The sequence below is a fragment of the Pseudomonas sp. LW8 genome (genome assembly GCF_041956865.1).
Taxonomy (GTDB): Bacteria; Pseudomonadota; Gammaproteobacteria; order Pseudomonadales; family Pseudomonadaceae; genus Aquipseudomonas; species Aquipseudomonas siliginis.
This window is the reverse complement of record NZ_CP168138.1, coordinates 139,827-163,040: the sequence shown is the minus strand read 5'-3', so window position 1 is coordinate 163,040 and position 23,214 is coordinate 139,827. Positions and strand designations below refer to the sequence as shown.

Annotated in this window: 20 protein-coding genes; 11 read left to right on the top strand and 9 right to left on the bottom strand. The window is 60.8% G+C overall.

Translation table 11 applies throughout. The features are described from left to right. Positions 1 to 71: 71 nt before the first annotated feature. The gene (locus tag AB9L16_RS00925; RefSeq protein ID WP_039756436.1) at positions 72 to 479 is read right to left on the bottom strand and encodes an RNA-binding S4 domain-containing protein; all 408 of its coding nucleotides are present in this window, start codon (positions 477 to 479) and stop codon (positions 72 to 74) included. Positions 480 to 595: 116 nt separating this feature from the next. On the opposite strand from AB9L16_RS00925, the gene AB9L16_RS00920 reads away from it, so the two are divergent. The 3 genes from AB9L16_RS00920 to rimK are packed head-to-tail and all read left to right on the top strand — an operon-like array spanning position 596 to position 2,772. Further along, complete coding sequence (locus AB9L16_RS00920; protein WP_375123748.1) at positions 596 to 1,375, top strand: EAL domain-containing protein; 780 nt, start codon at positions 596 to 598, stop codon at positions 1,373 to 1,375. 33 nt (positions 1,376 to 1,408) lie between these two features. Beyond that, positions 1,409 to 1,870 (top strand): ATP-dependent zinc protease, encoded by a 462-nt coding sequence (locus AB9L16_RS00915; protein WP_172667902.1) that lies wholly within the window; start codon positions 1,409 to 1,411, stop codon positions 1,868 to 1,870. Continuing rightward, entirely contained in the window at positions 1,867 to 2,772 is a 906-nt protein-coding gene (gene rimK / locus AB9L16_RS00910) for a 30S ribosomal protein S6--L-glutamate ligase (protein WP_024011184.1), read from the top strand. The genes AB9L16_RS00915 and rimK overlap by 4 nt, the downstream gene beginning before the upstream one ends. 86 nt (positions 2,773 to 2,858) lie before the next feature. Here the strand turns inward: rimK and AB9L16_RS00905 are convergent, their stop codons facing one another. Together AB9L16_RS00905 and ompR are read right to left on the bottom strand one after the other, a co-directional pair. Beyond that, positions 2,859 to 4,172 carry an ATP-binding protein gene (locus AB9L16_RS00905; RefSeq protein ID WP_016770645.1) on the bottom strand — a complete coding sequence of 438 codons (1,314 nt, stop codon included), beginning with the start codon at positions 4,170 to 4,172 and terminating at the stop codon, positions 2,859 to 2,861. 114 nt (positions 4,173 to 4,286) lie between these two features. Continuing rightward, positions 4,287 to 5,027, bottom strand: coding sequence for a two-component system response regulator OmpR (ompR, locus tag AB9L16_RS00900; RefSeq protein WP_016772186.1), 741 nt, complete (start codon positions 5,025 to 5,027; stop codon positions 4,287 to 4,289). A 358-nt stretch (positions 5,028 to 5,385) separates the two neighbouring features. Between ompR and AB9L16_RS00895 the strand changes: the two genes are divergently transcribed. From AB9L16_RS00895 to tauD, 7 genes are all read left to right on the top strand, one after another. Then, positions 5,386 to 7,710 carry a Tex family protein gene (locus AB9L16_RS00895; RefSeq protein ID WP_110644785.1) on the top strand — a complete coding sequence of 775 codons (2,325 nt, stop codon included), beginning with the start codon at positions 5,386 to 5,388 and terminating at the stop codon, positions 7,708 to 7,710. Beyond that, the gene (locus AB9L16_RS00890; RefSeq protein WP_095181100.1) at positions 7,710 to 8,093 is read left to right on the top strand and encodes a PaaI family thioesterase; all 384 of its coding nucleotides are present in this window, start codon (positions 7,710 to 7,712) and stop codon (positions 8,091 to 8,093) included. The genes AB9L16_RS00895 and AB9L16_RS00890 overlap by 1 nt, the downstream gene beginning before the upstream one ends. Before the next feature lie 247 nt (positions 8,094 to 8,340). Then, entirely contained in the window at positions 8,341 to 9,924 is a 1,584-nt protein-coding gene (gene gshA / locus AB9L16_RS00885; RefSeq protein WP_041477477.1) for a glutamate--cysteine ligase, read from the top strand. A 329-nt stretch (positions 9,925 to 10,253) separates the two neighbouring features. Continuing rightward, positions 10,254 to 11,231 carry a taurine ABC transporter substrate-binding protein gene (tauA, locus tag AB9L16_RS00880; RefSeq protein WP_160768537.1) on the top strand — a complete coding sequence of 326 codons (978 nt, stop codon included), beginning with the start codon at positions 10,254 to 10,256 and terminating at the stop codon, positions 11,229 to 11,231. A 15-nt stretch (positions 11,232 to 11,246) separates the two neighbouring features. Beyond that, entirely contained in the window at positions 11,247 to 12,041 is a 795-nt protein-coding gene (gene tauB, locus AB9L16_RS00875) for a taurine ABC transporter ATP-binding subunit (protein ID WP_041477476.1), read from the top strand. Continuing rightward, complete coding sequence (gene tauC, locus AB9L16_RS00870) at positions 12,038 to 12,871, top strand: taurine ABC transporter permease TauC (protein ID WP_150637913.1); 834 nt, start codon at positions 12,038 to 12,040, stop codon at positions 12,869 to 12,871. Before tauB ends, tauC begins: the two co-directional genes overlap by 4 nt. Positions 12,872 to 13,015: 144 nt before the next feature. Further along, positions 13,016 to 13,858, top strand: coding sequence for a taurine dioxygenase (tauD, locus tag AB9L16_RS00865; RefSeq protein ID WP_375122978.1), 843 nt, complete (start codon positions 13,016 to 13,018; stop codon positions 13,856 to 13,858). A 130-nt stretch (positions 13,859 to 13,988) separates the two neighbouring features. On the opposite strand, the gene mgrA is transcribed toward tauD, so the two are convergent. From mgrA to AB9L16_RS00850, 3 genes are all read right to left on the bottom strand, one after another. After that, positions 13,989 to 15,026 carry an L-glyceraldehyde 3-phosphate reductase gene (mgrA, locus tag AB9L16_RS00860; RefSeq protein WP_056787077.1) on the bottom strand — a complete coding sequence of 346 codons (1,038 nt, stop codon included), beginning with the start codon at positions 15,024 to 15,026 and terminating at the stop codon, positions 13,989 to 13,991. A 193-nt stretch (positions 15,027 to 15,219) separates the two neighbouring features. Further along, a complete protein-coding gene (locus AB9L16_RS00855; protein ID WP_056787075.1) occupies positions 15,220 to 16,539 on the bottom strand; it encodes an LLM class flavin-dependent oxidoreductase in 1,320 nt (439 codons plus the stop codon). 1 nt (position 16,540) lies between these two features. Further along, complete coding sequence (locus tag AB9L16_RS00850) at positions 16,541 to 18,766, bottom strand: TonB-dependent receptor (RefSeq protein ID WP_056787072.1); 2,226 nt, start codon at positions 18,764 to 18,766, stop codon at positions 16,541 to 16,543. Positions 18,767 to 18,969: 203 nt separating this feature from the next. On the opposite strand from AB9L16_RS00850, the gene AB9L16_RS00845 reads away from it, so the two are divergent. Next, positions 18,970 to 20,007, top strand: a complete 1,038-nt coding sequence (locus AB9L16_RS00845; RefSeq protein WP_252879235.1) for a LacI family DNA-binding transcriptional regulator — start codon at positions 18,970 to 18,972, stop codon at positions 20,005 to 20,007. Between the two features lie 38 nt (positions 20,008 to 20,045). On the opposite strand, the gene AB9L16_RS00840 is transcribed toward AB9L16_RS00845, so the two are convergent. From AB9L16_RS00840 to betT, 3 genes are all read right to left on the bottom strand, one after another. Beyond that, entirely contained in the window at positions 20,046 to 20,447 is a 402-nt protein-coding gene (locus tag AB9L16_RS00840; protein ID WP_039756416.1) for a type II toxin-antitoxin system HicB family antitoxin, read from the bottom strand. 59 nt (positions 20,448 to 20,506) lie between these two features. Continuing rightward, positions 20,507 to 20,689 (bottom strand): type II toxin-antitoxin system HicA family toxin, encoded by a 183-nt coding sequence (locus tag AB9L16_RS00835; RefSeq protein WP_125925828.1) that lies wholly within the window; start codon positions 20,687 to 20,689, stop codon positions 20,507 to 20,509. A gap of 241 nt (positions 20,690 to 20,930) precedes the next feature. Continuing rightward, entirely contained in the window at positions 20,931 to 22,892 is a 1,962-nt protein-coding gene (gene betT, locus AB9L16_RS00830; protein WP_167333564.1) for a choline transporter BetT, read from the bottom strand. Positions 22,893 to 23,214: the final 322 nt, after the last annotated feature.

Here is a 23,214-nt window from a genome sequence, read left to right as displayed (position 1 = left end):
AGGCTCGCTGCCACAGACGACTCGATCGAATGTGGCAGCGAGCCTGCTCGCGAAGAGGCCGGCACAACGTTTCAATCTTCGTTGCTGCTACCGCGAAACTTGAACAGATCCCGCCGCTGTTTCTTGCTCGGCTTGCCATCGGTGCTCACGCCCAACGAGCCCGCCTTGCGCATCGCCGCAGCTGCTTCACGCTTGGCAATACTCGCTTCGGTCTCGGCATACAAGGTCTGCGCCTCGGGCGCGCCACGCCGCACGATCGACAATGCCTCGACCCTCACCGTGCGCACTTCGAAGCCAGTGCGAATCTCGAACTCATCACCAATGCGCGGCTCCTTGCCCGGTTTGCAGCGCTCGCCACGACAATGCACCTTGCCGCTTTCGATTGCTGCTTTGGCCAAGGCGCGGGTCTTGTAGAAGCGCGCCGCCCATAGCCATTTATCGAGACGGACCTTGTCGTCCTCCTCCTGCTTCTGTCCCATATGAATTCCTCGCTCAGCCAGTAGTCGGAACTGTACTACCGTTTCTGTCGGGCGCAAGAACTCGGCCCTCCAGATTGACTGTGATCTTCGCCGCCCGACCGGCCTGGAGTGACCGCGTGACTAAATTTCCAACTTCGTTGACCTCACCCAGGGGCGGTTGCCAGGGCTGCCAGCAAAGCGAACCGCTGGATTTCGATTTTGCCTTCGCCTACCAGCCGATTGTCGACCTGCGCGATCAATCGGTATTTGCCCACGAAGCGCTGGTCCGAAGCGTGTCAGGGGAAGGTGCACTGTCGGTGTTAAATCAGGTTACAGAAGACAACCGCTACCGTTTCGACCAGCTCTGCCGGACCCGCGCCATCGAAGGCGCAGCGAGCCTTAATATGCAGACACACTTGTCGATCAACTTTTTACCCAACGCCGTCTACCGTCCAGAGCTATGCATTCGCAGCACACTGGAGGCCGCACGCAAACACAACTTTCCGATCGATCGGCTGATTTTCGAAACTCTGGAAATCGAGCACGTAGATAATTATCGCCATTTGACCAATATTCTGCGTGAATACCGCGAATTCGGCTTCAAGACCGCCATCGACGATTTCGGTGCCGGCTATTCGGGGCTCAACCTGCTGGCTGATTTCCAACCGGACCTGATCAAACTCGACATGGCGCTGATCCGCGATGTTGACCAGGATCGTGTCCGTCAGGTGATCGTTCGGGGGATTGTCACAATGTGTGCGGAGTTGGACGTTACAGTCATTGCCGAAGGCATAGAAAGCGCCGGGGAACGGGATTTCCTCGCGGACTGTGGAATTTTCCTGATGCAGGGCTACTGGTTCGCCAGACCTGCATTCAAAGCGTTGGCCCAGGTGCCGGACGGGGCCTGGAAGCGTTAACCCTTGGTTTTTTCTTTGAAGACATTTGATCATTTGACCGTTGTCGGTCTGCGCGAGTGGGTGGCGCTCCCGGGTTTGGGAGTTGCGGGCCTGCGCGCAAAAATCGACACCGGCGCCAGCACCTCCAGCCTGCACGCCACCGATATCGAACCGTTCGAACGCGACGGCGAGAAATGGGTGCGCTTCACTGCGCATCTCGGCACGGTGGTGCAGTTGCGTCACCGGCGCTGCGAAGCGCCGCTGGTCACGCGCAAAACCATCAAGAGCTCCAACGGCCATGCGCAGGTGCGCTATGTGATCAGCACCACGCTGGCCTTGGGTGATCGGGTCTGGCCGGTGGAGTTCACTCTGGCCTGCCGCAAGTCCATGCGCTATCGCCTGCTGCTCGGTTCCAAAGCCCTGATCGATGGCCAGTTGGTGGTCAATCCGGGCATCAAATATGTACAAGACAAGCCGGTGTTCCCGGTATCTACCTCCTCCACAGGTGTTGCATGAAGATCGCTGTGCTGTCGCGTAATCCGCGTCTGTATTCCACCCGCCGTCTGGTCGAAGCCGGAATCGAGCGCGGGCATGAAATGGTAGTGATCGACACCTTGCGCGCCTACATGAACATTGCCAGCCACAAGCCGCAGATCCATTACCGCGGCAAACCGCTGGAAGGTTTTGACGCGGTGATCCCGCGGATCGGCGCATCGGTGACGTTCTACGGCTGCGCGGTGTTGCGTCAGTTCGAAATGATGGGCGTATTCCCGCTCAACGAGTCGGTGGCAATTGCCCGCTCGCGGGACAAATTGCGTTCGCTGCAGCTGCTGTCGCGGCGCGGCATCGGTTTGCCGGTCACCGGTTTTGCCCACTCGCCTGACGACATTCCCGACCTGATCGCCATGGTCAACGGTGCACCGCTGGTGATCAAGGTACTGGAAGGCACCCAGGGCATCGGCGTGGTGCTGTGCGAAACAGCCACGGCGGCAGAGTCGGTGATCGAAGCGTTCATGGGTCTCAAGCAGAACATCATGGTCCAGGAATACATCAAGGAAGCCGGCGGCGCGGATATCCGCTGCTTCGTGGTCGGCGACAAGGTGATCGCGGCGATGAAGCGCCAGGCCAAACCGGGCGAGTTCCGTTCCAACCTGCATCGCGGCGGCAGCGCCAGCCTGATCAAGATCACCCCGGAAGAACGCATGACCGCGTTACGCGCCGCCAAGGTGATGGGCCTGGCGGTGGCGGGCGTGGATATCCTGCGCTCCAATCACGGTCCGCTGGTGATGGAAGTGAACTCGTCGCCGGGACTGGAAGGCATCGAAACCACCACTGGCAAGAATGTCGCCGGAATCATCATCGAGCATCTGGAAAAGAATGGCGGGCCGAATATGACCCGCACCAAGGGCAAGGGCTAAAGCAAAAGATCGCAGCCTTCGGCAGCTCCTACAGGGGAATGCATTTCGTGTAGGAGCTGCCGCAGGCTGCGATCTTTTTTCCGCCGTTACACCGCATCTCGGGGCAACATCAATCCCAACGGCAATCTCACCCGCGCTTCCAGCCCCCCCCCGGACCGGTTGCGCAATTCGACATTGCCGCCATGCATCGCCGCAATCCTTTTCACGATCGCCAGCCCCAGCCCGGTGCCTTTACCACCGCGAGCCCGATCACCTCGGGTAAACGGGTTGAAGATCGCCTCAAGCTCGGACGGGTCAATACCCGCGCCACGGTCCATAACGCTAAGGACCACATACGGCGCGCTGGTATCTCCCGACACATAAGCCGCGACTTCAACACCCGTGCCGGCATGGTTCAACGCATTGCCGATCAGGTTGTTGAGCAGGCGTTTCATCGACACGCGACGCAGCGGGAATGGCTGGATCGGTTCCAGGCGCAAACGCACTTTTTCTTCGTTCTGGTTATACGGCGCGGCGACTTCGCGCACCAGATCGCTGAGGTCGACCTCTTCCACCGACTCGTCACGACCGTCGCGAATGAACGCGAGGAACTGGTCGAGAATCGCGTCCATGTCTTCGATGTCGCGGACCATGTCGTCGGTGAGGTCGGTGTGATCGCCCATCAGTTCCAGCGACAGGCGCAAGCGCGTCAGCGGTGTCCGCAAGTCGTGGGAAACCCCCGCCAGCATCAGCTCGCGCTCACGCCCGGCCTGTTCGACGTCCTCGGCCATCTGGTTGAAGGCGCGATAAACCTCGGTCATTTCGCTCGGCGTATCACTGATCGGCAGACGTACGCTGCGACCCTGGCCGAGTTGCCGCGCGGCATACACCAGGCGCTTCAACGGCTGGTTGAGCTGGCTGACGAAAATCCATGCGGAGGCTGTCGACAACAGACCGATGGCGAGGAACCAGCCGAGCACGTTCCAGATCTTCTGGCCGCGCAGCGGGTGCGGATACAACGGCACTTTCAGCCAGCCATCGCCCAGGCTCGGTGCCCTCACCCACAATGCCGGCGGCGAGTGCATGCGCAAACGCACCTCGGTGTCGGCACCCAGTTCCGCCTGCATCTGACGTTGGTAGATTTCGCTGTACGGCCAGTGCTGTTCGCCTTCCGGCACACCGGCGCCGACCACCCGAATCAGGGTCGCGGCATCGGCAATTTTTGCGCGGTTCTCTTCGTCGGCGGCCCAATAGGCGCGTAGCGTCAGAGCGACACCATGGCTGTATTGGCGATCCACCAGCACGTCCTCGTTCATCAACAGATAAACCAGGGTCAGCGCCTTGGAAAACAGCACGACGATCAGCACCAGCCATAGGGTGCGGGAGAAAAAACTTTGGGGGAACCAGACGGGGGTTTTCATCTTTAACCGCTACACACTTGCAGGAGCGAGCAATGCTCGCATATTGCGGATTGCGAGTCTGTGGCAATGGCCGTGCGACCAGAGCCTTGCAGACCCGCTCCTACAAATCACCGATCACTTGGTGGCGGTGCCATCCGGTACGAACACGTAACCCACGCCCCAGACAGTCTGGATGTAGCGCGGTTTCGACGGATCGGGTTCGATCATGCGGCGCAGACGCGAGATCTGCACGTCGATGGAACGCTCCAGCGCATCCCATTCACGGCCACGGGCGAGGTTCATCAGCTTGTCGCGGGTCAGCGGCTGACGGGCGTTCATCACCAGCGCCTTGAGTACCGCGAACTCACCGGTGGTGAGCATGTGCACTTCATCGCCACGCTTGAGCTCGCGGGTCGCCAGCGACAACACGTAATCACCGAAGGTGACGTTTTCGTCCTCACTGCCCGGTGCGCCCGGCACCGGTGCGGCCTGACGGCGCAATACCGCTTTGACCCGAGCCATCAGCTCGTCGGGGTTGAACGGCTTGGCCAGGTAATCGTCGGCGCCCAGTTCAAGGCCCTTGATACGGCTCAGCTCATCGCCCTTGGCGGTGAGCATGATGATCGGAATCTGGTTGTTCGCGCTGCGCAGACGGCGGCACGCGGTCAGGCCGTCTTCGCCCGGCAGCATCAGGTCGAGAACGACCAGATTGAACACTTCACGCGCCAGCAGACGATCCATCTGCTCGGTGTTCGGAACGGTACGGGCACGGTAGCCCTTGCTGACGAAGAAACGCTCCAGCAGGCTGCTCAGCCCCGGATCGTCATCAACGATAAGAATTTTTTCGCCTTCAGCCGTTTGTGCAGTGCTGCTCATTGGATGCTCCTTTTAGCTCGGCGCGCATTATGGCGTAGCTGCCGTTATACGCACCGTGTGCATTGTTAGCAGATTTTTCCTTCACTGCCAGAAAACCGGGGTTTATGCCTACAGCCTGCAACGCCCCCGAATGACAGAACGCTGGTTATAATGCGCGGCGTTTTGCGCCAGGCAACGTCTGAATCGTTACCGTAAGTGGCCGGTATTTTTTCCGGCCCTGTGCAGTAACTGTTCGATTTCACGGGTCAATGGGCAGCTTCTTGATCCAGGCAGCGGCAATTTTCCAGCCGCTCAATCAGCCTCCAGGCCATTATCTGCGTGCCTGCGAGCCTGCTTTCATACTATGTCAGGTGGTTTTATGGACAGCATCAACAGCCGCATCGCCGAGGAACTCGGCGTACGCCCACAACAGGTCGAAGCGGCCGTCGCGCTACTCGATGAAGGTTCTACCGTCCCCTTCATCGCCCGTTACCGGAAAGAAGTCACCGGCAGCCTCGATGACACCCAGTTGCGTCATCTGGAAGAGCGCCTGCGCTACCTGCGAGAACTCGACGAACGGCGCATCAGCATCCTCGCCAGCATCGAAGAGCAAGGCAAGCTCACCCCTGCCCTGGAACGCGACATCAAGCTCGCCGACACCAAAACCCGTCTCGAAGACTTGTACCTGCCGTACAAGCAGAAGCGCCGCACCAAGGGCCAGATCGCCCTCGAAGCCGGCCTCGGCGAACTGGCCGACGGCTTGTTCAACGACCCGAACCTGTCGCCGGAAACCGAAGCCGCACGCTTCGTCGATGCCGAAAAAGGTGTGGCCGACGTCAAGGCTGCGCTGGAAGGCGCCAAGTACATCCTCATGGAGCGCTTCGCCGAAGACGCCAGCCTGCTGGAAAAGCTGCGTAATTTCCTCAAACAGGAAGCGATCCTCAGTGCCCGCGTCATCGCCGGCAAGGAAGAGGAAGGCGCCAAGTTCCGTGATTACTTCGAACACGACGAGCCTCTGAAGAGCATGCCATCGCACCGTGCCCTGGCGATTTTCCGTGGCCGCAACGAAGGCATTCTCAGCTCCGCGCTGAAAGTCGGCGATGAGCTGCCCGGCACGATGCACCCGTGCGAAGGCATGATCGGCCAGCAGTTCGGCATCCAGAACCAGAACCGCCCGGCGGACAAATGGCTCGGTGAAGTGGTGCGCTGGACCTGGAAGGTCAAGCTCTACACCCACCTGGAAACCGACCTGCTCGGCGAGTTGCGCGATGGCGCCGAAACCGAGGCGATCAACGTTTTCGCGCACAATCTGCACGACCTGCTGTTGGCCGCTCCGGCCGGCCCTCGCGCGACGCTGGGCCTCGACCCGGGCCTGCGTACCGGCTGCAAGGTGGCCGTGGTCGATTCGACCGGCAAGCTGCTCGACCACGCCACGGTTTACCCGCACGTGCCGCACAACAAATGGGATCAGACCATCGCCATCCTCGCCGCGCTATGCGCCAAGCATTCGGTGGACCTGATCGCCATCGGCAACGGCACTGCCAGCCGCGAGACCGACAAGCTGGCGATCGAGCTGATCAAAAAATATCCAGCTATGAAAATGACCAAGGTCATGGTTTCCGAAGCCGGCGCCTCGGTGTACTCGGCGTCGGAACTGGCGGCCAAGGAATTCCCGGACCTCGATGTGTCGATCCGTGGCGCCGTGTCGATCGCCCGTCGCCTGCAGGATCCGTTGGCCGAGCTGGTGAAAATCGATCCGAAATCCATTGGCGTCGGCCAGTACCAGCACGACGTCTCGCAGCTGAAACTGGCGCGCGGTCTGGACGCCGTGGTCGAGGACTGCGTGAACGCCGTGGGCGTGGATGTGAACACCGCCTCCGTGGCCTTGCTGGCACGGATTTCCGGCCTCAATGCGACGCTGGCGCAGAACATCGTTGCTCACCGTGACGAACACGGCGCGTTCAAGACCCGTGCAGCGCTGAAGAAAGTCGCGCGACTGGGCGAGAAAACCTTCGAACAGGCCGCCGGTTTCTTGCGCGTGATGAACGGCGACAACCCGCTGGATTCGTCGGCGGTGCACCCGGAAGCCTATCCACTGGTGCAGCGCATTGCCGCTGAAACCGACCGCGACATTCGCTCGCTGATCGGCGATGCCGCGTTCCTCAAGCGTCTGGACCCGAAGAAATTCACCGACGAAACCTTCGGTCTGCCGACCGTCACCGACATCCTGCAAGAACTGGAAAAACCCGGTCGCGATCCACGTCCGGAGTTCAAGACTGCCGAGTTCCAGGAAGGCGTCGAAGACCTCAAGGATCTGCAACTGGGGATGATCCTTGAAGGCGTGGTGACCAACGTGACGGCGTTTGGTGCATTCGTCGACATCGGCGTGCATCAGGATGGTCTGGTGCACATCTCGGCGCTGTCGGAGAAGTTCATCAAGGACCCGCGCGAAGCGGTCAAGGCCGGTGACGTGGTGAAAGTGAAGGTCATGGAAGTCGATATCCCGCGCAAACGCGTCGGTCTGTCGATGCGCATGAGCGACACTCCCGGCGAGAAAATCGATGGCGCCCGTGGCTCGCGTCCGGGCTCGGCACCGCGCCAGTCTTCGGGCAACGCGCCGCGCAAGGAAACCGCCACCGCCGCGCCGGTGAACAATGCGATGGCCTCGCTGTTCGCCAACGCCAAGCAGTTGAAGAAACGCTGATGGAAATGCCGGCCGGGCTCGTCGAAAGCGCGTTTTTCAAGCTGTTGGGCTGTCGCCTGCACAGTCTCGAAACCGGGGTAGCGCAAGTCGCCCTGGCGCTTGAGCCCGATCTGCGCAACCGCGGCGGCAAACTGCACGGCGGCGCGCTGTTCAGTCTGGTCGACATCGCCATGGGCCTGGCTTGTTCCAGCAGCCATGGCTTCGATCAGCAGAGTGCGACCATCGAATGCAAGATCAACTACATCCGCGCCGTTTCCGACGGCGAGGTGCTGTGCACGGCGCGGGTGATCCACCCGGGCCGGCGCACGCTGGTGGTCGAAGCCGAGGTGATGCAGGGCGACAAACTGGTCGCAAAAGCGCAAGGCACCTTCGCTGTCCTGTAGATGTTGCTCATCATTTTGAGTTAATTTCGGCGCAACGAATCCTGTGGGAGCTGCCGAAGGCTGCGATCTTTTGATTTTGTTTTTCAACAGCAAGATCAAAAGATCGCAGCCTTCGGCAGCTTCTACGGGTTCATGTGTGCGGCTGACAGGCTAGAAAACCAGGCGATAACGCCAGTTTCAACTTCACCCTTGTAGACCGTCTTGCCCACCCCCATATTGGGGCGACTGACGCGTGAAGGAATCCAAATTGAGCGAACTTCTCAACCGCCGCCTGGCTCTGCTCGGCGAGCGCGCTAACCTCTCTCTGCTCAAGCAGTGCCTGCACGGTATCGAACGTGAATGCCTGCGCGTGACCAGTGAAGGTCGCCTGGCGCAAACGCCGCACCCCGAAGCCCTGGGTTCCGCGCTGACCAACGAACAGATCACCACCGACTACTCCGAGTCGCTGCTGGAATTCATTACGCCTGCCCTGCCGGATCCTGCCGACACGCTGGCGAGCCTGGACAAGATTCATCGTTTTGCCTACAGCAAACTCGGCAACGAGTACCTGTGGAGTCCATCGATGCCGTGCCCGTTGCCGGCCGAGGAAGATATTCCGATCGCCTATTACGGCACCTCCAACATCGGTCAGCTCAAGTACGTTTATCGCAAGGGCCTGGCCCTGCGTTACGGCAAGACCATGCAATGCATCGCCGGGATTCACTACAACTTTTCCCTGCCGGAACAGCTCTGGCCATTGCTGCGCGAGGCCGAAGGTTTCGTCGGCACCGACCGCGATTTCCAATCGGTTTCCTACATCGCGTTGATTCGCAACTTCCGTCGCTACAGCTGGCTGCTGATGTACCTGTTCGGTGCCTCGCCGGCGCTGGACGCCGGCTTCCTGCGCGGGCGTTCGCATCAGCTCGAGCAGCTCGATCCGGACACGCTGTATCTGCCGTACGCCACCAGCCTGCGCATGAGCGATCTCGGTTATCAGAGCAATGCCCAGGCCGGCCTGACACCGTGCTACAACGACCTGGCGAGCTACACCGACAGCCTGCGCGAAGCCGTGGCCACGCCCTACGCGCCATACGTGGAAGTCGGCACGCACAAGGATGGCGAGTGGGTGCAGCTCAACACCAACATCCTGCAGATCGAAAACGAGTACTACTCCAACATCCGCCCGAAACGCGTGACCTACACCGGCGAGCGGCCGATCCAGGCGCTGATGGCGCGCGGCATCCAGTACGTCGAAGTGCGCTGCCTGGACATCAACCCGTTTCTGCCGATGGGCATCGACCTCACCGAATCGCGCTTCATCGACGCCTTCCTGCTGTACTGCGCGCTGAACGACAGCCCGCTGCTGACCAACACTTCGTGCGGCAACGCCACCTCGAACTTCCTCAGCGTGGTCAAGGAAGGTCGCCGTCCGGGCCTGCAATTGCAGCGTGACGGTCAACCGGTCGAGATGAAGCAATGGGCGGCCGAACTGCTGGAACAGATTGCTCCGCTGGCGGCGATGCTCGACCAGAGCGTCGGCGGCGATGCCCACAGCAAGGCGCTGGATGCGCAACTGGCCAAGGTCAACGACCCGTCCCTGACCCCATCGGCGCAGGTGCTGGCGGCCATGGCTGAGCACAAGGAAAGCTTTGCGCAGTTCTCCCTGCGCCAGAGCCAGACCCACGCCGAGTTCTTCCGCAGCGAGCCTTTGGCGGCTGACGAGCAAGCGAAGTTTGAAGAACTGGCGCGCGCATCGCTGGCGCAGCAGACCGAGCTTGAACAGAACGAGGTTGGCGATTTCGATGTGTTTGTTGGCGCGTATCAGGCGAGCATCCTCGCCATCAGCAATTAAAAGCCCCTCACCCTAACCCTCTCCCAAAGGGAGAGGGGACTGACCGCGTTGTTCTTGCGAGCTACACCGACCTGAAATACCGGGCCGAACTCAGGCCTTGAAAAGCATGAAGATCAGCTCCCTTTCCCCCTCGCCCCCTTGGGGGAGAGGGCTGGGGTGAGGGGGCAAAGTTCTGACGTCGAACGAATCATCCGAAATCCCCACACCCTCTCCTATCCTTAGATTTTTCCGCTCATAAGCTCATTCGAAAAAGTTATTTATTTCGCGATTCTTAGATCATTTAGTCTCCACTCATGCCGACATTCGGTCGCCTGATCTGGAGCTCTCACTTGAAACTGAATTTCCCGCTTCGCCTGCTCGCCGCCGCCTCGCTGGCCGCTGCAAGCTTCCTGGCCCAGGCGGCCGATCTCACCGTCGCCTACCAGACTACCGTCGACCCGGCCAAGGTCGCTCAGGCCGACGGCGCCTACGAGAAAGCCACCAAGGCCGATATCAGCTGGCGCAAATTCGATAACGGTGCCGACATCATTGCCGCCATCGCGTCCGGCGATGTGCAGATCGGCTATCTCGGTTCGAGCCCGTTGACCGCCGCGATCACCCGCAAAGTGCCGGTCGAAACCTTCCTGATTGCCACGCAGATCGGCGCCGCTGAAGCACTGGTCGCGCGTGATGGTTCCGGCATCAAGACTCCGCAGGATCTGATCGGCAAGAAAATCGCCGTGCCGTTTGTGTCCACCGGGCACTACAGCCTGCTCGCCGCGCTCAAGCACTGGAACATCGACCCGTCGAAAGTCACCGTGCTCAACCTCGCGCCGCCAGCCATCATCGCGGCGTGGAAACGCGGCGATATCGACGCCACTTACGTGTGGGATCCGGCACTGGGCGTCGCCAAGGAAAACGGCACAGTGCTGATCACCTCCGGCGAACTGGCCAAGTTCGGCGCGCCGACCTTCGACGCGTGGATCGTGCGCAAGGACTTCGCCGAGAAGCACCCGGAAATCGTCACCGCATTCGCCAAGGTCACCCTCGACGCCTACGCCGCTTACCGCAAGGATCCGCAGGCCTGGCTGGCCAACCAGAGCAACGTCGACAAACTGGTCAAACTCTCCGGCGCCAAGGCCAGCGACATCCCATTGCTGCTGCAGGGCAACGTCTACCCATTGGCGGCGGATCAGGTCAGTGACCTCGGCGCGCCGACCACCAAAGCCATCACCGACACCGCCGCGTTCCTCAAGGAGCAAGGCAAGGTCGAAGCCGTCCTGCCGGACTACGCGCCGTACGTCAGCGCCAAATACATCACCAACTGATCGGGAGGTACAGCGATGGCCTTGCTACAGCTGGAGCGCATCAGCGCACAGTACCCGGGCAGCCCGGAGCCGGTGCTGGCGGATATTTCTCTGACCCTGGGGCCGCAGCAATTGCTGGTCGCCCTCGGCCCGTCCGGCAGTGGCAAGACTTCGCTGTTGAACCTGATTGCCGGCTTCGTCGAGCCGAGTGCCGGGCGCATCACCCTTGACGGCGTGCCGGTCAAAGGCCCGAGTGCCGAACGTGGCGTGGTGTTTCAGGACGACGCTTTATTGCCTTGGCAGGACGTACTGGCCAACGTCGCCTTCGGCCTCGAACTGGCCGGTGTCGGCAAGGACAAGCGGGAAAAAATCGCCCGTGAAATGCTCGCGCTGGTCGATCTTGCCGGCTTCGAAGACCGGCGCATCTGGCAATTGTCCGGTGGCCAGAAACAACGCGTCGGCCTCGCCCGCGCCCTCGCCGCCGACCCGCGCGTGCTGCTGATGGATGAGCCGTTCGGTGCGCTTGATGCGTTCACTCGCGAGCAGATGCAGGAGCTGTTGCTGCAAGTCTGGCAGCGCACTGCCAAACCGGTTTTCCTGATTACCCACGACATTGAAGAAGCGGTGTTCCTCGCCACGGACCTGATTCTGCTGGCACCGAATCCGGGGCAGATCGTCGAGCGCCTGCAGCTGGATTTCGGTCAGCGTTACGCCGCTGGCGAGTCGGCCCGCGCGATCAAATCCGATCCGCGTTTTATCGAAACCCGCGAGCATGTACTGAGCAAAGTCTTCTCGCAACGCAGCGCCGTACCCCGGCAGGAGCGCGCATGAGCAGTTACGACGTTTCCGCTGCGGCGGTGAAAACACCTTCGGTGAGCATCCCGCTGCGCCGCAGCCTCAGCACTCGCTGGATCAGCCTGCTGACCCTGTTCGGCCTGTTGGCGGTCTGGTGGGCGGTGACCGCTACCGAGTTGATCGAACCGCTGTTCTTGCCACCGCCCTCTGCCGTGCTGCAAAAAGGCTGGCTGCTGGCGACCTCGGGATATATGGATTCGACGCTGTGGCAGCACCTGGGCGCGAGCCTGAGCCGCATCGGCCTGGGTCTCGCTTTTGCGATTCTCACCGCCGTGCCGGTGGGTATTGCCATTGGTGCAAACCGCATCGCTCGCGGTGTGCTCGATCCACTGATCGAGTTCTACCGCCCGATCCCGCCGCTGGCGTATCTGCCGCTGATCGTGATCTGGTGCGGCATTGGCGAGTTGTCGAAAGTGCTGCTGATCTACTTGGCGATTTTTGCGCCGATTGCCATTGCCACCGCGACGGGTGTGCGCACGGTTGATCCAGCAAAACTGCGCGCGGCGCAGTCGTTGGGCGCAACGCGCGTGCAGTTGATTCGCCATGTGATTCTGCCCAGCGCACTGCCGGACATTCTCACCGGCGTGCGCATTGGCCTGGGGGTTGGCTGGTCGACCCTGGTCGCCGCTGAACTGATCGCGGCCACCAGTGGCCTGGGCTTCATGGTGCAGTCGGCTGCGCAATTCCTGGTCACCGATGTCGTGGTGCTGGGGATTCTGGTCATCGCCCTGATCGCCTTCGCCATGGAAATGGGCCTGCGCGCATTGCAGCGCAGACTGGTGCCATGGCACGGCCAGGCGCACTAAATCGCCTTGTGAAAATTCCCCTGTGGGAGCGAGCCTGCTCGCGAAAGCGTCAGATCATTCACTGCACTGTCGCCTGACACTCTGCATTCGCGAGCAGGCTCGCTCCCACAAAAGCATGACACTCCGAATTCGAAGAGAACGACCATGAGCACCCTCAACATCACCCCGTTAAGCTCGGCCCTCGGTGCGCAGATCAACGGCGTCGACATCAGCCAGCCGCTGAGCCTGGAACACCGCGACGTCATCGAACAGGCGCTGCTCAAATATCAGGTGCTGTTCTTCCGCAACCAGCCGATCGAGCCGGCACAGCAGGCACGTTTCGCGCATTATTTCGGCGACCTGCACATTCATCCGATCTACCCGAACGTGCCGGAACAACCGGAAGTGCTGATCCTCGACACCGCCGTCACCGACGTGCGCGATAACGCGATCTGGCACACCGACGTGACCTTCCTGCCAACGCCCGCGATGGGCGCAGTGCTCAGCGCCAAGTTGCTGCCGGAGTTCGGTGGCGACACATTGTGGGCCAGCGGCATTGCTGCGTATGAAGCGTTGTCGGAGCCAATGAAGTCCCTGCTCGAAGGTCTGACCGCCACCCACGATTTCACTCGTTCGTTTCCGCTCGAGCGCTACGGCAACACGCCTGAGGCGCTGGCGCAGTGGGAAGAAGCGCGGCGCAAGAATCCGCCGCTGTCGCACCCGGTGATTCGCACCCACCCAGTGAGCGGGCGGCGCTCGCTATTCGTCAATGAAGGATTTACCTCAAAGATCAACGAATTGTCGGAAACCGAGAGCGAGGCGATTCTGAAGTTTCTGTTCGCCCACGCGACACGGCCGGAATTCACCATTCGCTGGCGCTGGCAGAAGGACGACATCGCCTTCTGGGACAACCGCGTGACGCAGCATTACGCGGTGGATGATTACCGCCCGGCGCGGCGGGTGATGCAGCGGGCGACGGTGTTGGGGGATGTGCCGTTCTTCAAGTGATAGCTGATGATCGTTCCCTCGCTCCGCGTGGGAATGCATCAACGGACGCTCCGCGTTCGGCTTTAGATGGGACGCAGAGCGTCCCGGGCGGCATTCCCACGCAGAGCGTGGGAACGATCCTCTCAGCGGCTTATTCGGCTGTCGAAGGCTTCTCCCAAAGATTGATCCCGCCCTCCTGGGCAAACCGGTCAATCTCCGCCAGCTCTTCTGCACTGAAGCTCAGATTCTTCAACGCCCCAACGTTCTCGACAATCTGCTCCGGCCGGCTCGCGCCGATCAGTGCCGAGGTCACTCGTGGATCACGCAGGGTCCACGCCAGTGCCAGTTGCGCCAGGCTCTGGCCGCGACGCTGGGCGATCTCGTTCAACGCTCGCACGTGAGCGATGTTGGCCTCGGACAAGTGCGAAGCCTGCAGCGAGCCGCCGCCCGGGCGATTGACTCGCGCATCGGCCGGCACGCCGTTGAGGTATTTGTCGGTGAGCAAGCCCTGCGCCAGCGGCGTGAAGGCGATGACGCCCGTACCGAGTTCATCGGTGGTATCGAGCAGATCCTTTTCCACCCAGCGATTGAGCAGGTTGTACGCCGGCTGATGAATCAGCAGCGGCACTTTCCACTCTTTCAGCAGCGCGGCCATTTCTCGGGTCTTCACCCCTGAGTAGGACGAGATGCCGATGTAAAGCGCCTTGCCCTGCTGCACGGCGGTGGCAAGGGCGCTGGCGGTTTCTTCCAGCGGGGTGTCCGGGTCGAAGCGGTGCGAATAGAAGATGTCCACATAGTCCAGACCGAGGCGTTGCAGGCTCTGGTCGAGGCTCGCCAGCACGTATTTGCGCGAACCGCCGCCCTGACCATACGGGCCGGGCCACATGTCCCAACCGGCCTTGCTCGAGATGATCAGCTCGTCGCGATACTGCTTGAAGTCTTCGCGCAGCAGGCGACCGAAATTGATCTCGGCGCTGCCGTATGGCGGGCCGTAGTTGTTGGCCAGATCGAAATGGTTGATGCCCAGATCGAACGCTGTGCGCAGCAAGGCGCGCTGGGTCTCGATCGGCGTGCTGTCGCCAAAGTTGTGCCACAGGCCCAGCGACAAGGCCGGCAGCACCAGACCGCTGCGGCCGACGCGGCGGTAGGGAATGGAGTCGTAGCGATTTTCGGCAGCGGTGTAAGTCATCGAATCCTCTCTTGTCTGTCTTTTAGTCATCTGCAACCGGACACCTTTGTGGCGAGGGGATTTATCCCCGATGGATGGCGAAGCCGCCCCAAAACCTGAAACCTCGGCGAATCTGGTGTACCGAATGCGCTGGTTTTACGACTGCTTCGCAGCCGAACGGGGATGAATCCCCTCGCCACAAAAGCCCCATCAATCATGCAAAGCGATTTGCAGGTCGAACCAGCCCCAGGTTCTGCCGCAGCGTGCGGCCTTCATATTCAGTTCTGAACAAGCCACGCCGTTGCAGTTCCGGCACCACGCCATTGGCGAAATCTTCCAGCCCGCCCGGCAGGTGCGGCACCAGCACATTGAAGCCGTCCGCCGCGCCTTGTTCGAACCACTCCTGCAGGCAATCGGCAATCTGTGCCGGCGTGCCGACCAGGCTGTGATGCCCCCGCCCGCCAGCGATCCTGCGACCAAGCTCGGCGAGGGTCAGGCTCTCCCGCCCGGCCAGCTCGGTCAGCAATTTCTGTCGGCTCTGCTGACCGCTGTCAGTCAGCGGCAATGGCGGCAGCGGCCCGTCCAGCGGGTACTTCGATAAATCGAAGTTGCCCAGCATACGCCCAAGCAGCGCGACGCCCACCTCCGGTTCGACCAATTGCTGAAACGTTTCAAACTTTTCCTGCGCTTCAGCTTCGGTAGCAGCGACCACCACGAACACACCGGGCATGATTTTCAGCGAATCGGTGCTGCGCCCGAACTTGGCCAAGCGTCCCTTGATATCAGTGTAAAACGCCTGTGCGGCGGCCAGCGAAGTCTGCGCGGTGAACACCACTTCCGCCGTTTGCGCCGCCAGTTCGCGCCCGGCTTCGGAAGAACCGGCCTGGACGATCACCGGTTGCCCCTGCGGCGAGCGCGCGACGTTCAGCGGGCCTTTGACCCGGAAATGTTCACCGACATGATCGAGCACGTGCAGCTTCTGCGGGTGGTAATAGGCGCCGCTGGCCTTGTCGCGGTGGAAGGCATCGTCTTCCCAACTGTCCCAGAGCCCGGTGACCACCTGATGAAACTCACGGGCGCGGCTGTAGCGTTCGGCGTGGCCGATGTGTGCGTCGCGGCCGAAATTCAGCGCCTCGGCCGCATTGTCCGAAGTCACCAGATTCCATCCCGCCCGTCCGCCCGACAAATGATCGAGCGAAGCGAACTTGCGCGCGACGTGGTATGGCTCGTTGTAACTGGTGGTGGCCGTGGCGATCAGGCCGATGTGCTCGGTCACCGCGCTCAGTGCCGAGAGCAAGGTCAGCGGCTCGAAGTGATCGGAGCGCGCCATGCGGCTGGCGATGTTTTCGGTCGGTGCGGCGACGCTGTCGGCGACAAACAGCGCATCGAACTTTGCCGCTTCGGCGATCTGCGCCAGACGTTTGTAATGGGCGAAATCCAGCCCAGCATCCGCCGGCACGTCCGGGTGCCGCCAGGCCGCTACGTGATGCCCGGTGGCCATGAAAAACGCACCGAGTTTCATCTGTCTGCTCATCTCAGAAATCCTTGCGCAGTTGCACGCCGAAATAGCGCTCGTCATCCCGTGGCACGGCGCGATAGATGTAGCTGCCGCCACTGGCCAGCAATGACGAATAGGATTTGTCGGCGAGGTTCTTGCCGAGCAGGGCGACACGCCAGCCATTGCTGTAATCGGCCAAGGCGACGCTGGCGTTCCACAGCCCGTAGGCGCCCTGTTTGGTATCGGGGTTCTGGCTGATGTCGTATTGCACTTCGCTCTGCCAGCTGTAGTCAGTGCCCAGTTCGATATCGAGACCGTTGTCCAGCGGAATTGTGTAGTCGGCGCGCACGTAGCTTTTCCAGTCCGGGCTGAACGGCAATGGTTTGCCGTTGACGTTGCACGACGCCGCCGCGCCGGCCGGGCAGGCGAATTCGTCGATGCGTGCGCGGGTGTAGGCCAGTGAGCCGGAGAACTTCAGTTGCTGGGTGGCTTGCAGGGCGTAATCGAGTTCGATGCCTTCACTGGTGACGCTGCCGGCGTTGATCAAACGCGTCACCACCTGCCCGGCGACGGTGTCGAAAAAGTTCGCCTGATAGTTGTCGTACTCGCTGTGGAAGATCGCCAGGTTGGTGGTCAGGCGGTTGTTCCAGGAGGTGGCTTTGATCCCCACTTCCCAGGTGTTGGAGGTCTCCGGTTTCAGCGCTTCGGTGTCGCGCGGCTGCATGTTGAAAAACACGTTGTACGCCGGGCCTTTGTAACCGCGCGAATAGGTCAGGTAACTGGTAACGGTATCGCTCAGGTCATATTGCAGACCGAGGCGACCGGACCAGCCGTCCTCGTCCACCGAGCCAGAGCTACTGGTCGCCGGTTGAATGCCGCTGACGGTGGTCGCTGATGTTGAAACGCGACGGTGATCGTATTTCAGATCATCGTGGGTATAGCGCAGACCGGCGATGCCGCGAAAGTTCGAAGTGAAGTTCAGCGTGCTCTCACCAAACACCGCGTAGCTGTCGCTGGTGGTGCTGTAATCGGCAACGCCACGGTCGGTGCGTGTGGTGGTCGTGAGGGTGCGCTGATAGGTCTCGTCGTCCTTGCCGTGCATGTAGAACAGGCCGCCGACGTACTCGAGAAACTCGCCCTTCGGTGAGGCCAGACGCAGCTCTTGCGAATACTGGTCGAAGGCCAGATCGCCTTTATCTGCCGTGCCGGGGAACGCCGCCGTCACGGTGCCGAGGCGATCACCATCCTGATACTGGGTATTGTCCCAGCCGCGCCATGCGGTGATCGATGTCAGCGTGTAATCGCCCAGTTGCCAGTCGAGCTGGCCGGACAGGCCTTTGTTGATGTCCTCGATGTGAGAGCGGGTGTCGGTGTTGATGTCGCGGTTGTGGCTGCTCGCGCTCACCGGACTCAGCGCGTTGGCGAAGGCCGGCGTCAGCGCTTGGCTGACGACACCATTGGGCGCGTCGTCGTGGGACTGCATGTAGTCCGCGATCAGGGTGAAAGTAATGTCGTCGTTCGGGGTGAATTCGAGTTTGCCGCGCACACCGCGGTGGTTGTAACCGTTGACCTCGTGGCCGTTGTGTTGATTGTCGATGTTACCGTCGTACGTGCCGAACAAGGTGCTGATCGAGCCCTTCAGCGTGTCCGGAATCAGACTGCCGCCAAGGCCGAAACGGCTGCGGCTTTCGTTGCCGCTGTAGAACGCCTGATCGATATAGCCGTGTGTTTCGGCGGTCGGTGCCTTGCTGGAGATGTTGAGTACACCGGCCGAGGCGTTCTTGCCGAACAGCGTGCCTTGTGGGCCACGCAACACTTCGACGCGCTCCAGATCGAGCAGATCCAGCGTGGCCTGACCGGGCCGCGCGTACACCACGCCGTCGATCACTGTCGCCACGGTCGGCTCGACGCCGGGCGAGGTGGAAATCGTGCCGACGCCGCGCACGAATAACGAGGTGTCCTTGTTCGAGGCGCCGGTACGGAAATTCAGCGACGGCACTTGCTGAACGATGCTCGCCAAGCTATTGCGGTTATCGCGTTCGAGCTGTTCGCCGTCGAGCACGGAAACCGCCACCGGCACTTTCTGCAGGGACTCTTCGCGGCGAGTCGCGGTCACCGTGACGGATTTCAGCGTCGGTTCCTGATCGCTGCTGTCAGCGGCAAACGCCATGGGCAGCGGCAGCGCCGCCAGCCCGGTGAAAATCCAGCCCGCCGCGTGTATCGACTGCGTCAGTGTGTGTAATGCCCCAGGAAAATTACGCATAGGTGTTCGCTCGAAAATGGCCCTGAACCGCTGCCGTTCTGCGACGACAGCGCCTGAATCTGTCTTGGGCATTCGCTCGAGCGAGTAGCAGACAACGCGCCTTGTTAGCGCTAACATCGGCAATATTGGCCATCGGCGAATAGAGCGTCCAATACTGAAAAATTACTTTTATATGCGATTTGGTTTTTAGAAAGGATCGAGTCTTGAACGTTGAAAAACCGCGTAAACGTCGTGGCGCCGGCCGTGTAACGTTGAATGCCGTGGCGCGTGCGGCCGGGGTGTCGGCGATTACCGTGTCGCGGTATTTCAATCAGCCCGAACAGGTTTCGCCCGAGCGGCGCGAGCGTATTGCAGCGGTGGTTGCCGAGCTCGGTTATGTGCCGAATCTGGTGGCGGGTGGTCTGGCCTCGGCGCGGGGGAAAATCGTCGGCATGGTCATTCCGAACATCTCCGGGCCGATTTTTGCCAACACGATCCAGGGCTTCAGCGACACCCTTAGCCGTCACGGTTATCAACTGTTGCTGGCGTCGAGTTATTTCGATATCAAGCAGGAAGAAAATGCCGTGCGCGCGTTTCTCGGTTGGTCGCCGGCAGCGCTGGTGCTGACCAGCCACTTTCACAGCGCAGGCACCGAGAAAATGCTCGCCGAGGCGGATATTCCAGTGATCGAAACCTGGGATTACCAGCCGGAACGCGGGCCGATGCAGATTGGCTTTTCGCATTTCGAAGTGGGCGTGACAGCGGCAAGGCATCTGCTGGACAAAGGCTATCAACGCATTGCTTTCGTACAGAACAGTGCGCCGGGCGACTTCAGTGCACTGGAGCGCCGCGATGGTTATGCCGCCACTGTGCGTGAAGCAGGACGTGAGCCATGGATCTTCGCCCCGGACGCCGACCGCGCACCGTTCGAGGCCGGCAAGCAAGCGATGGACGCCCTGATGAACGCCTCACCACGCCCCGACGCGATCATCTTCGCCAACGACAATCTCGCCGCCGGCGGCCTCCTCGCCGGACAACGCGCGGGTATCAAAATCCCCGCAGACTGCGCCGTGCTCGGCTTCGGTGATTACCCGTTTGCCGAGATGTTATTGCCCAGTCTGAGCACGATCAAACCGCCAGCGCTGGAGATTGGCGTGCTGGCGGCAACGCGAGTGCTGGAAAGCCTTGGCGTACTGCCCAACGAAGCAGTGCAACGGCTGAACCTGCTGCGATGCCAAGTGATCGAGCGCGAAAGCTCCTGACTGCGAGAGTGAGCAGGATCGCTCCCACAGAATTTCTGTCATACCGACAATTCGCGCAGCGCAGCCGCCGCCAGAAATCCGGAGCGGGAACGGTAGCGCCGGTCTCGCCGGACGGTCTGGTCAATACGTTCCAGCAACTGCTCGGGCAATGTGGCATTGAAGCGCACTGATTTGCCGAAGTAAGGCGTGATGTCAAAGTCGACCACGCCCCAGATACCGCCCGCGTAATCCGGGTTATCAAGATGAGCATCAATGTCGCGCACTTGCGGCAGTGGGGCGCCATCGGCGACCAGCCCCTCGTAGTGCAGCGCCAGCGCTTCCTGCGTGTTTTCGAAAGCTTCGGCTACCGTGGCGCCTGCGGAATAACACCCCGGTACGTCCGGAATGATCACGCCGTAGTCCGAGTCGGCATCCTTGTGCAGAACGACCGGGAATTTCATAAAGGTGAACCCTTCCTCTGGCAAGTCCGTGATGGGCGTTTCGTCTTCGAATACGGGCCTCATTTCAAACCCGCCTGTTTCAAAATGCTGTTGATCGTACCCTTGGGCAGATCCGAATCAGGGTGCTTGATCGTCACCCTTCCCTGCTTGGACGAATGCTTGTACTGGTGGTGACTGCCTTTTACCGCGACCAGGTACCAACCATCGTCCTCGATCATCCTGATCATTTCCCGACTTCGCATGTCCTTCGCCCTTATCTACAGCAACAGCTACAACTCTAGGGCACAAAGCGCGCAGCGATACACACCATACACACTTGGATAAATAATAGTCTGTTTCGTGATCATTACAGATGGACGGATCAACGGCGGGGCCCAAGATTGCGATGGGCAGTGCGGTGTTTGGCGTGCCGGTGGCGGCGATGGTGTTGTTCATGGTGCTGAGCGCCGAGGCGTAAAAACCTCTCGGCGCTCAGCCGCTGGATCAACGCACCAGATGCAGGAACTGCATGTGCCGTTCGTACTGGTCGAGGATGTCGTTGATGATCTGCTCTTTGGTGTAGCCGACCAGATCGTAGTCCTGACTGCCCTCGCTCAAGTGCACTTCGGCGCGGTAGTAGCGGCGATTGTTGAGTTGCTTGGAACCCATGCCGCCGCGCGCGAACGATGGCGTGAAGTAGCCGCGCATCTGCACCTGATAGATGAACGGATGCTGCTCGCCATGACCGATTTCCAGGCTGACGTTGTCATGCGCCGGATCCGGCTGGGTAACCACGTGCAGGCCTTTTTCGACGAACACGGCGGTCACTTCCTCAATCGCCGGACGCACCGTGCTTTCCATGAAGCGGTACACCTCGTCGCGGGACGGGAAGTGCACGGCCTGACTCAGGCGCTGACGCCAGCCACCGGTGCCACGCCGCGAACCGGAGACCGGCGCCAGCGAATGCAGCTGCGCGATCTGCTTCTGCGACTCCAGATAGAACGCCTTGTGCAGGCCCCACATCATCAGCAGCAGAATCAACGAGAACGGCAATGAGGTCAGCACCACCGCCGACTTCAACGCGTCGATGCTGCCGGAAAACAGCAGTGCGCTGGTGATCAGCGCGGTCATCGCACCCCAGAACACCCGCAGCCATTTCGGCCCGTCTTCATCCGGGTTGCCGCCTTTCGCCGACAGGGTGGAGAGCACCACGGTGCCGGAATCCGCAGACGTCACGAAGAACACGAAGCTGATGAACACCGTCACGGCGATGACAGTCTTGCTCCACGGATAGGTTTCCAGCAGCAGATAAATGCTCATCGACGGATTGTCGATGGCCGACATGCCCAGCGCACTCATGCCATGATTGAGCACTTGATCCAGGGCGCTGTTGCCGAAGATCGACATCCACGCCAAGGTGAAACCGAGCGGAATCAACAGCACGCCGAAGACGAATTCACGGATGGTGCGGCCACGGGAAATCCGCGCGATGAACAGGCCCACGAACGGCGACCATGCGATCCACCAGGCCCAGTAGAACACGGTCCAGCCGCCCAGCCAGTCGCTCGGTTTGTCGTAGGCGTAGAGGTCAAAGCTCTTCATCGGCAAAGCGCCGAGGTAGTCGCCGACGTTCTGGATCAGGGTGTTGAGCAGGTGCTGAGTCGGCCCGGCAAACAATACGAACAGCAGCAGCCCGCAGGCCAGCAGCATGTTGATGTCCGACATCACCCGCACGCCTTTGTCGACGCCGGAGACGGCCACAATGATCGCCGCACCCATCATCAGCGTGATCAGGCCGACCTGAATCCACTGCGTGTGGGCGATGCCGAACAGGTAGTCCAGCCCGGAGTTCAGATGCAGCACGCCGAAGCCCATGTCGGCACCAAGACCGAACACCGTGGCGATGATGCCGAAGCCGTCCACCGCATAGCCGATCGGGCCGTTGATGCGTTTGCCGATCAGCGGATACAGCGCCGAACGCAGGGCCAGCGGCAGGTTGTGCCGATAGGCGAAATAGGCCAGTGCCATGCCGACGAAGGCAAACACGCCCCAGCCATGCAGGCCCCAATGCAGGAACAGGATCTGCATCGCCTGGCGTGCCGCATCCGCCGTGCCCGCGTCGCCTTGCGGTGGCTGGAGCATGTGGGTCAGCGGTTCGGAGACGCAGAAGAAAAACAGCGTGATGCTGATCCCGGCGGCGAACAGCATGCCGGCCCAGGACAGGTAACTGAATTCGGGTTCGTCGTGGTCGGCACCGAGTTTTATCTTGCCGTAGCCGGATAAGGCGGTGACCACCACGAAGACCAGATACAGGGTCATCGCGAGCATGTAGTACCAGCCGACCGTGTTGGCCGCCCAGTTTTGCGCTTCCAGCAACCAGGCGCCGGCCTGCTCGGGGATGGCGATGACGACAAGACCAAACAGCAGAATGACCGTCGCGGCGAAGTAGAACACCGGCGGATTCATGCGCACCAGACCGCTGGCGGGGGTAGACGATGCACTCATGAAAGGTGCACCTCGAAGGGTTGAAACGTGGCTGAAATGATCGGACTCAGCAAAGGCAAGCCTCCTGTTGTGAGCGGGCAGCGAACCACCGGTTTAACTTGAATGAACGTTCAAGTTAAACATGAATGGGGCGGTAAGGACTAATCGCAGGGCTGGGCGGTAGGTTTCCTACAGCGCCCGAGGAGGTTTATGACGCGGGTTTTGTGAGATTCGTTCACTGCGCCAAGCAAGAATCAAAAGCCCCTCACCCTAACCCTCTCCCAGAGGGAGAGGGGACTGATTG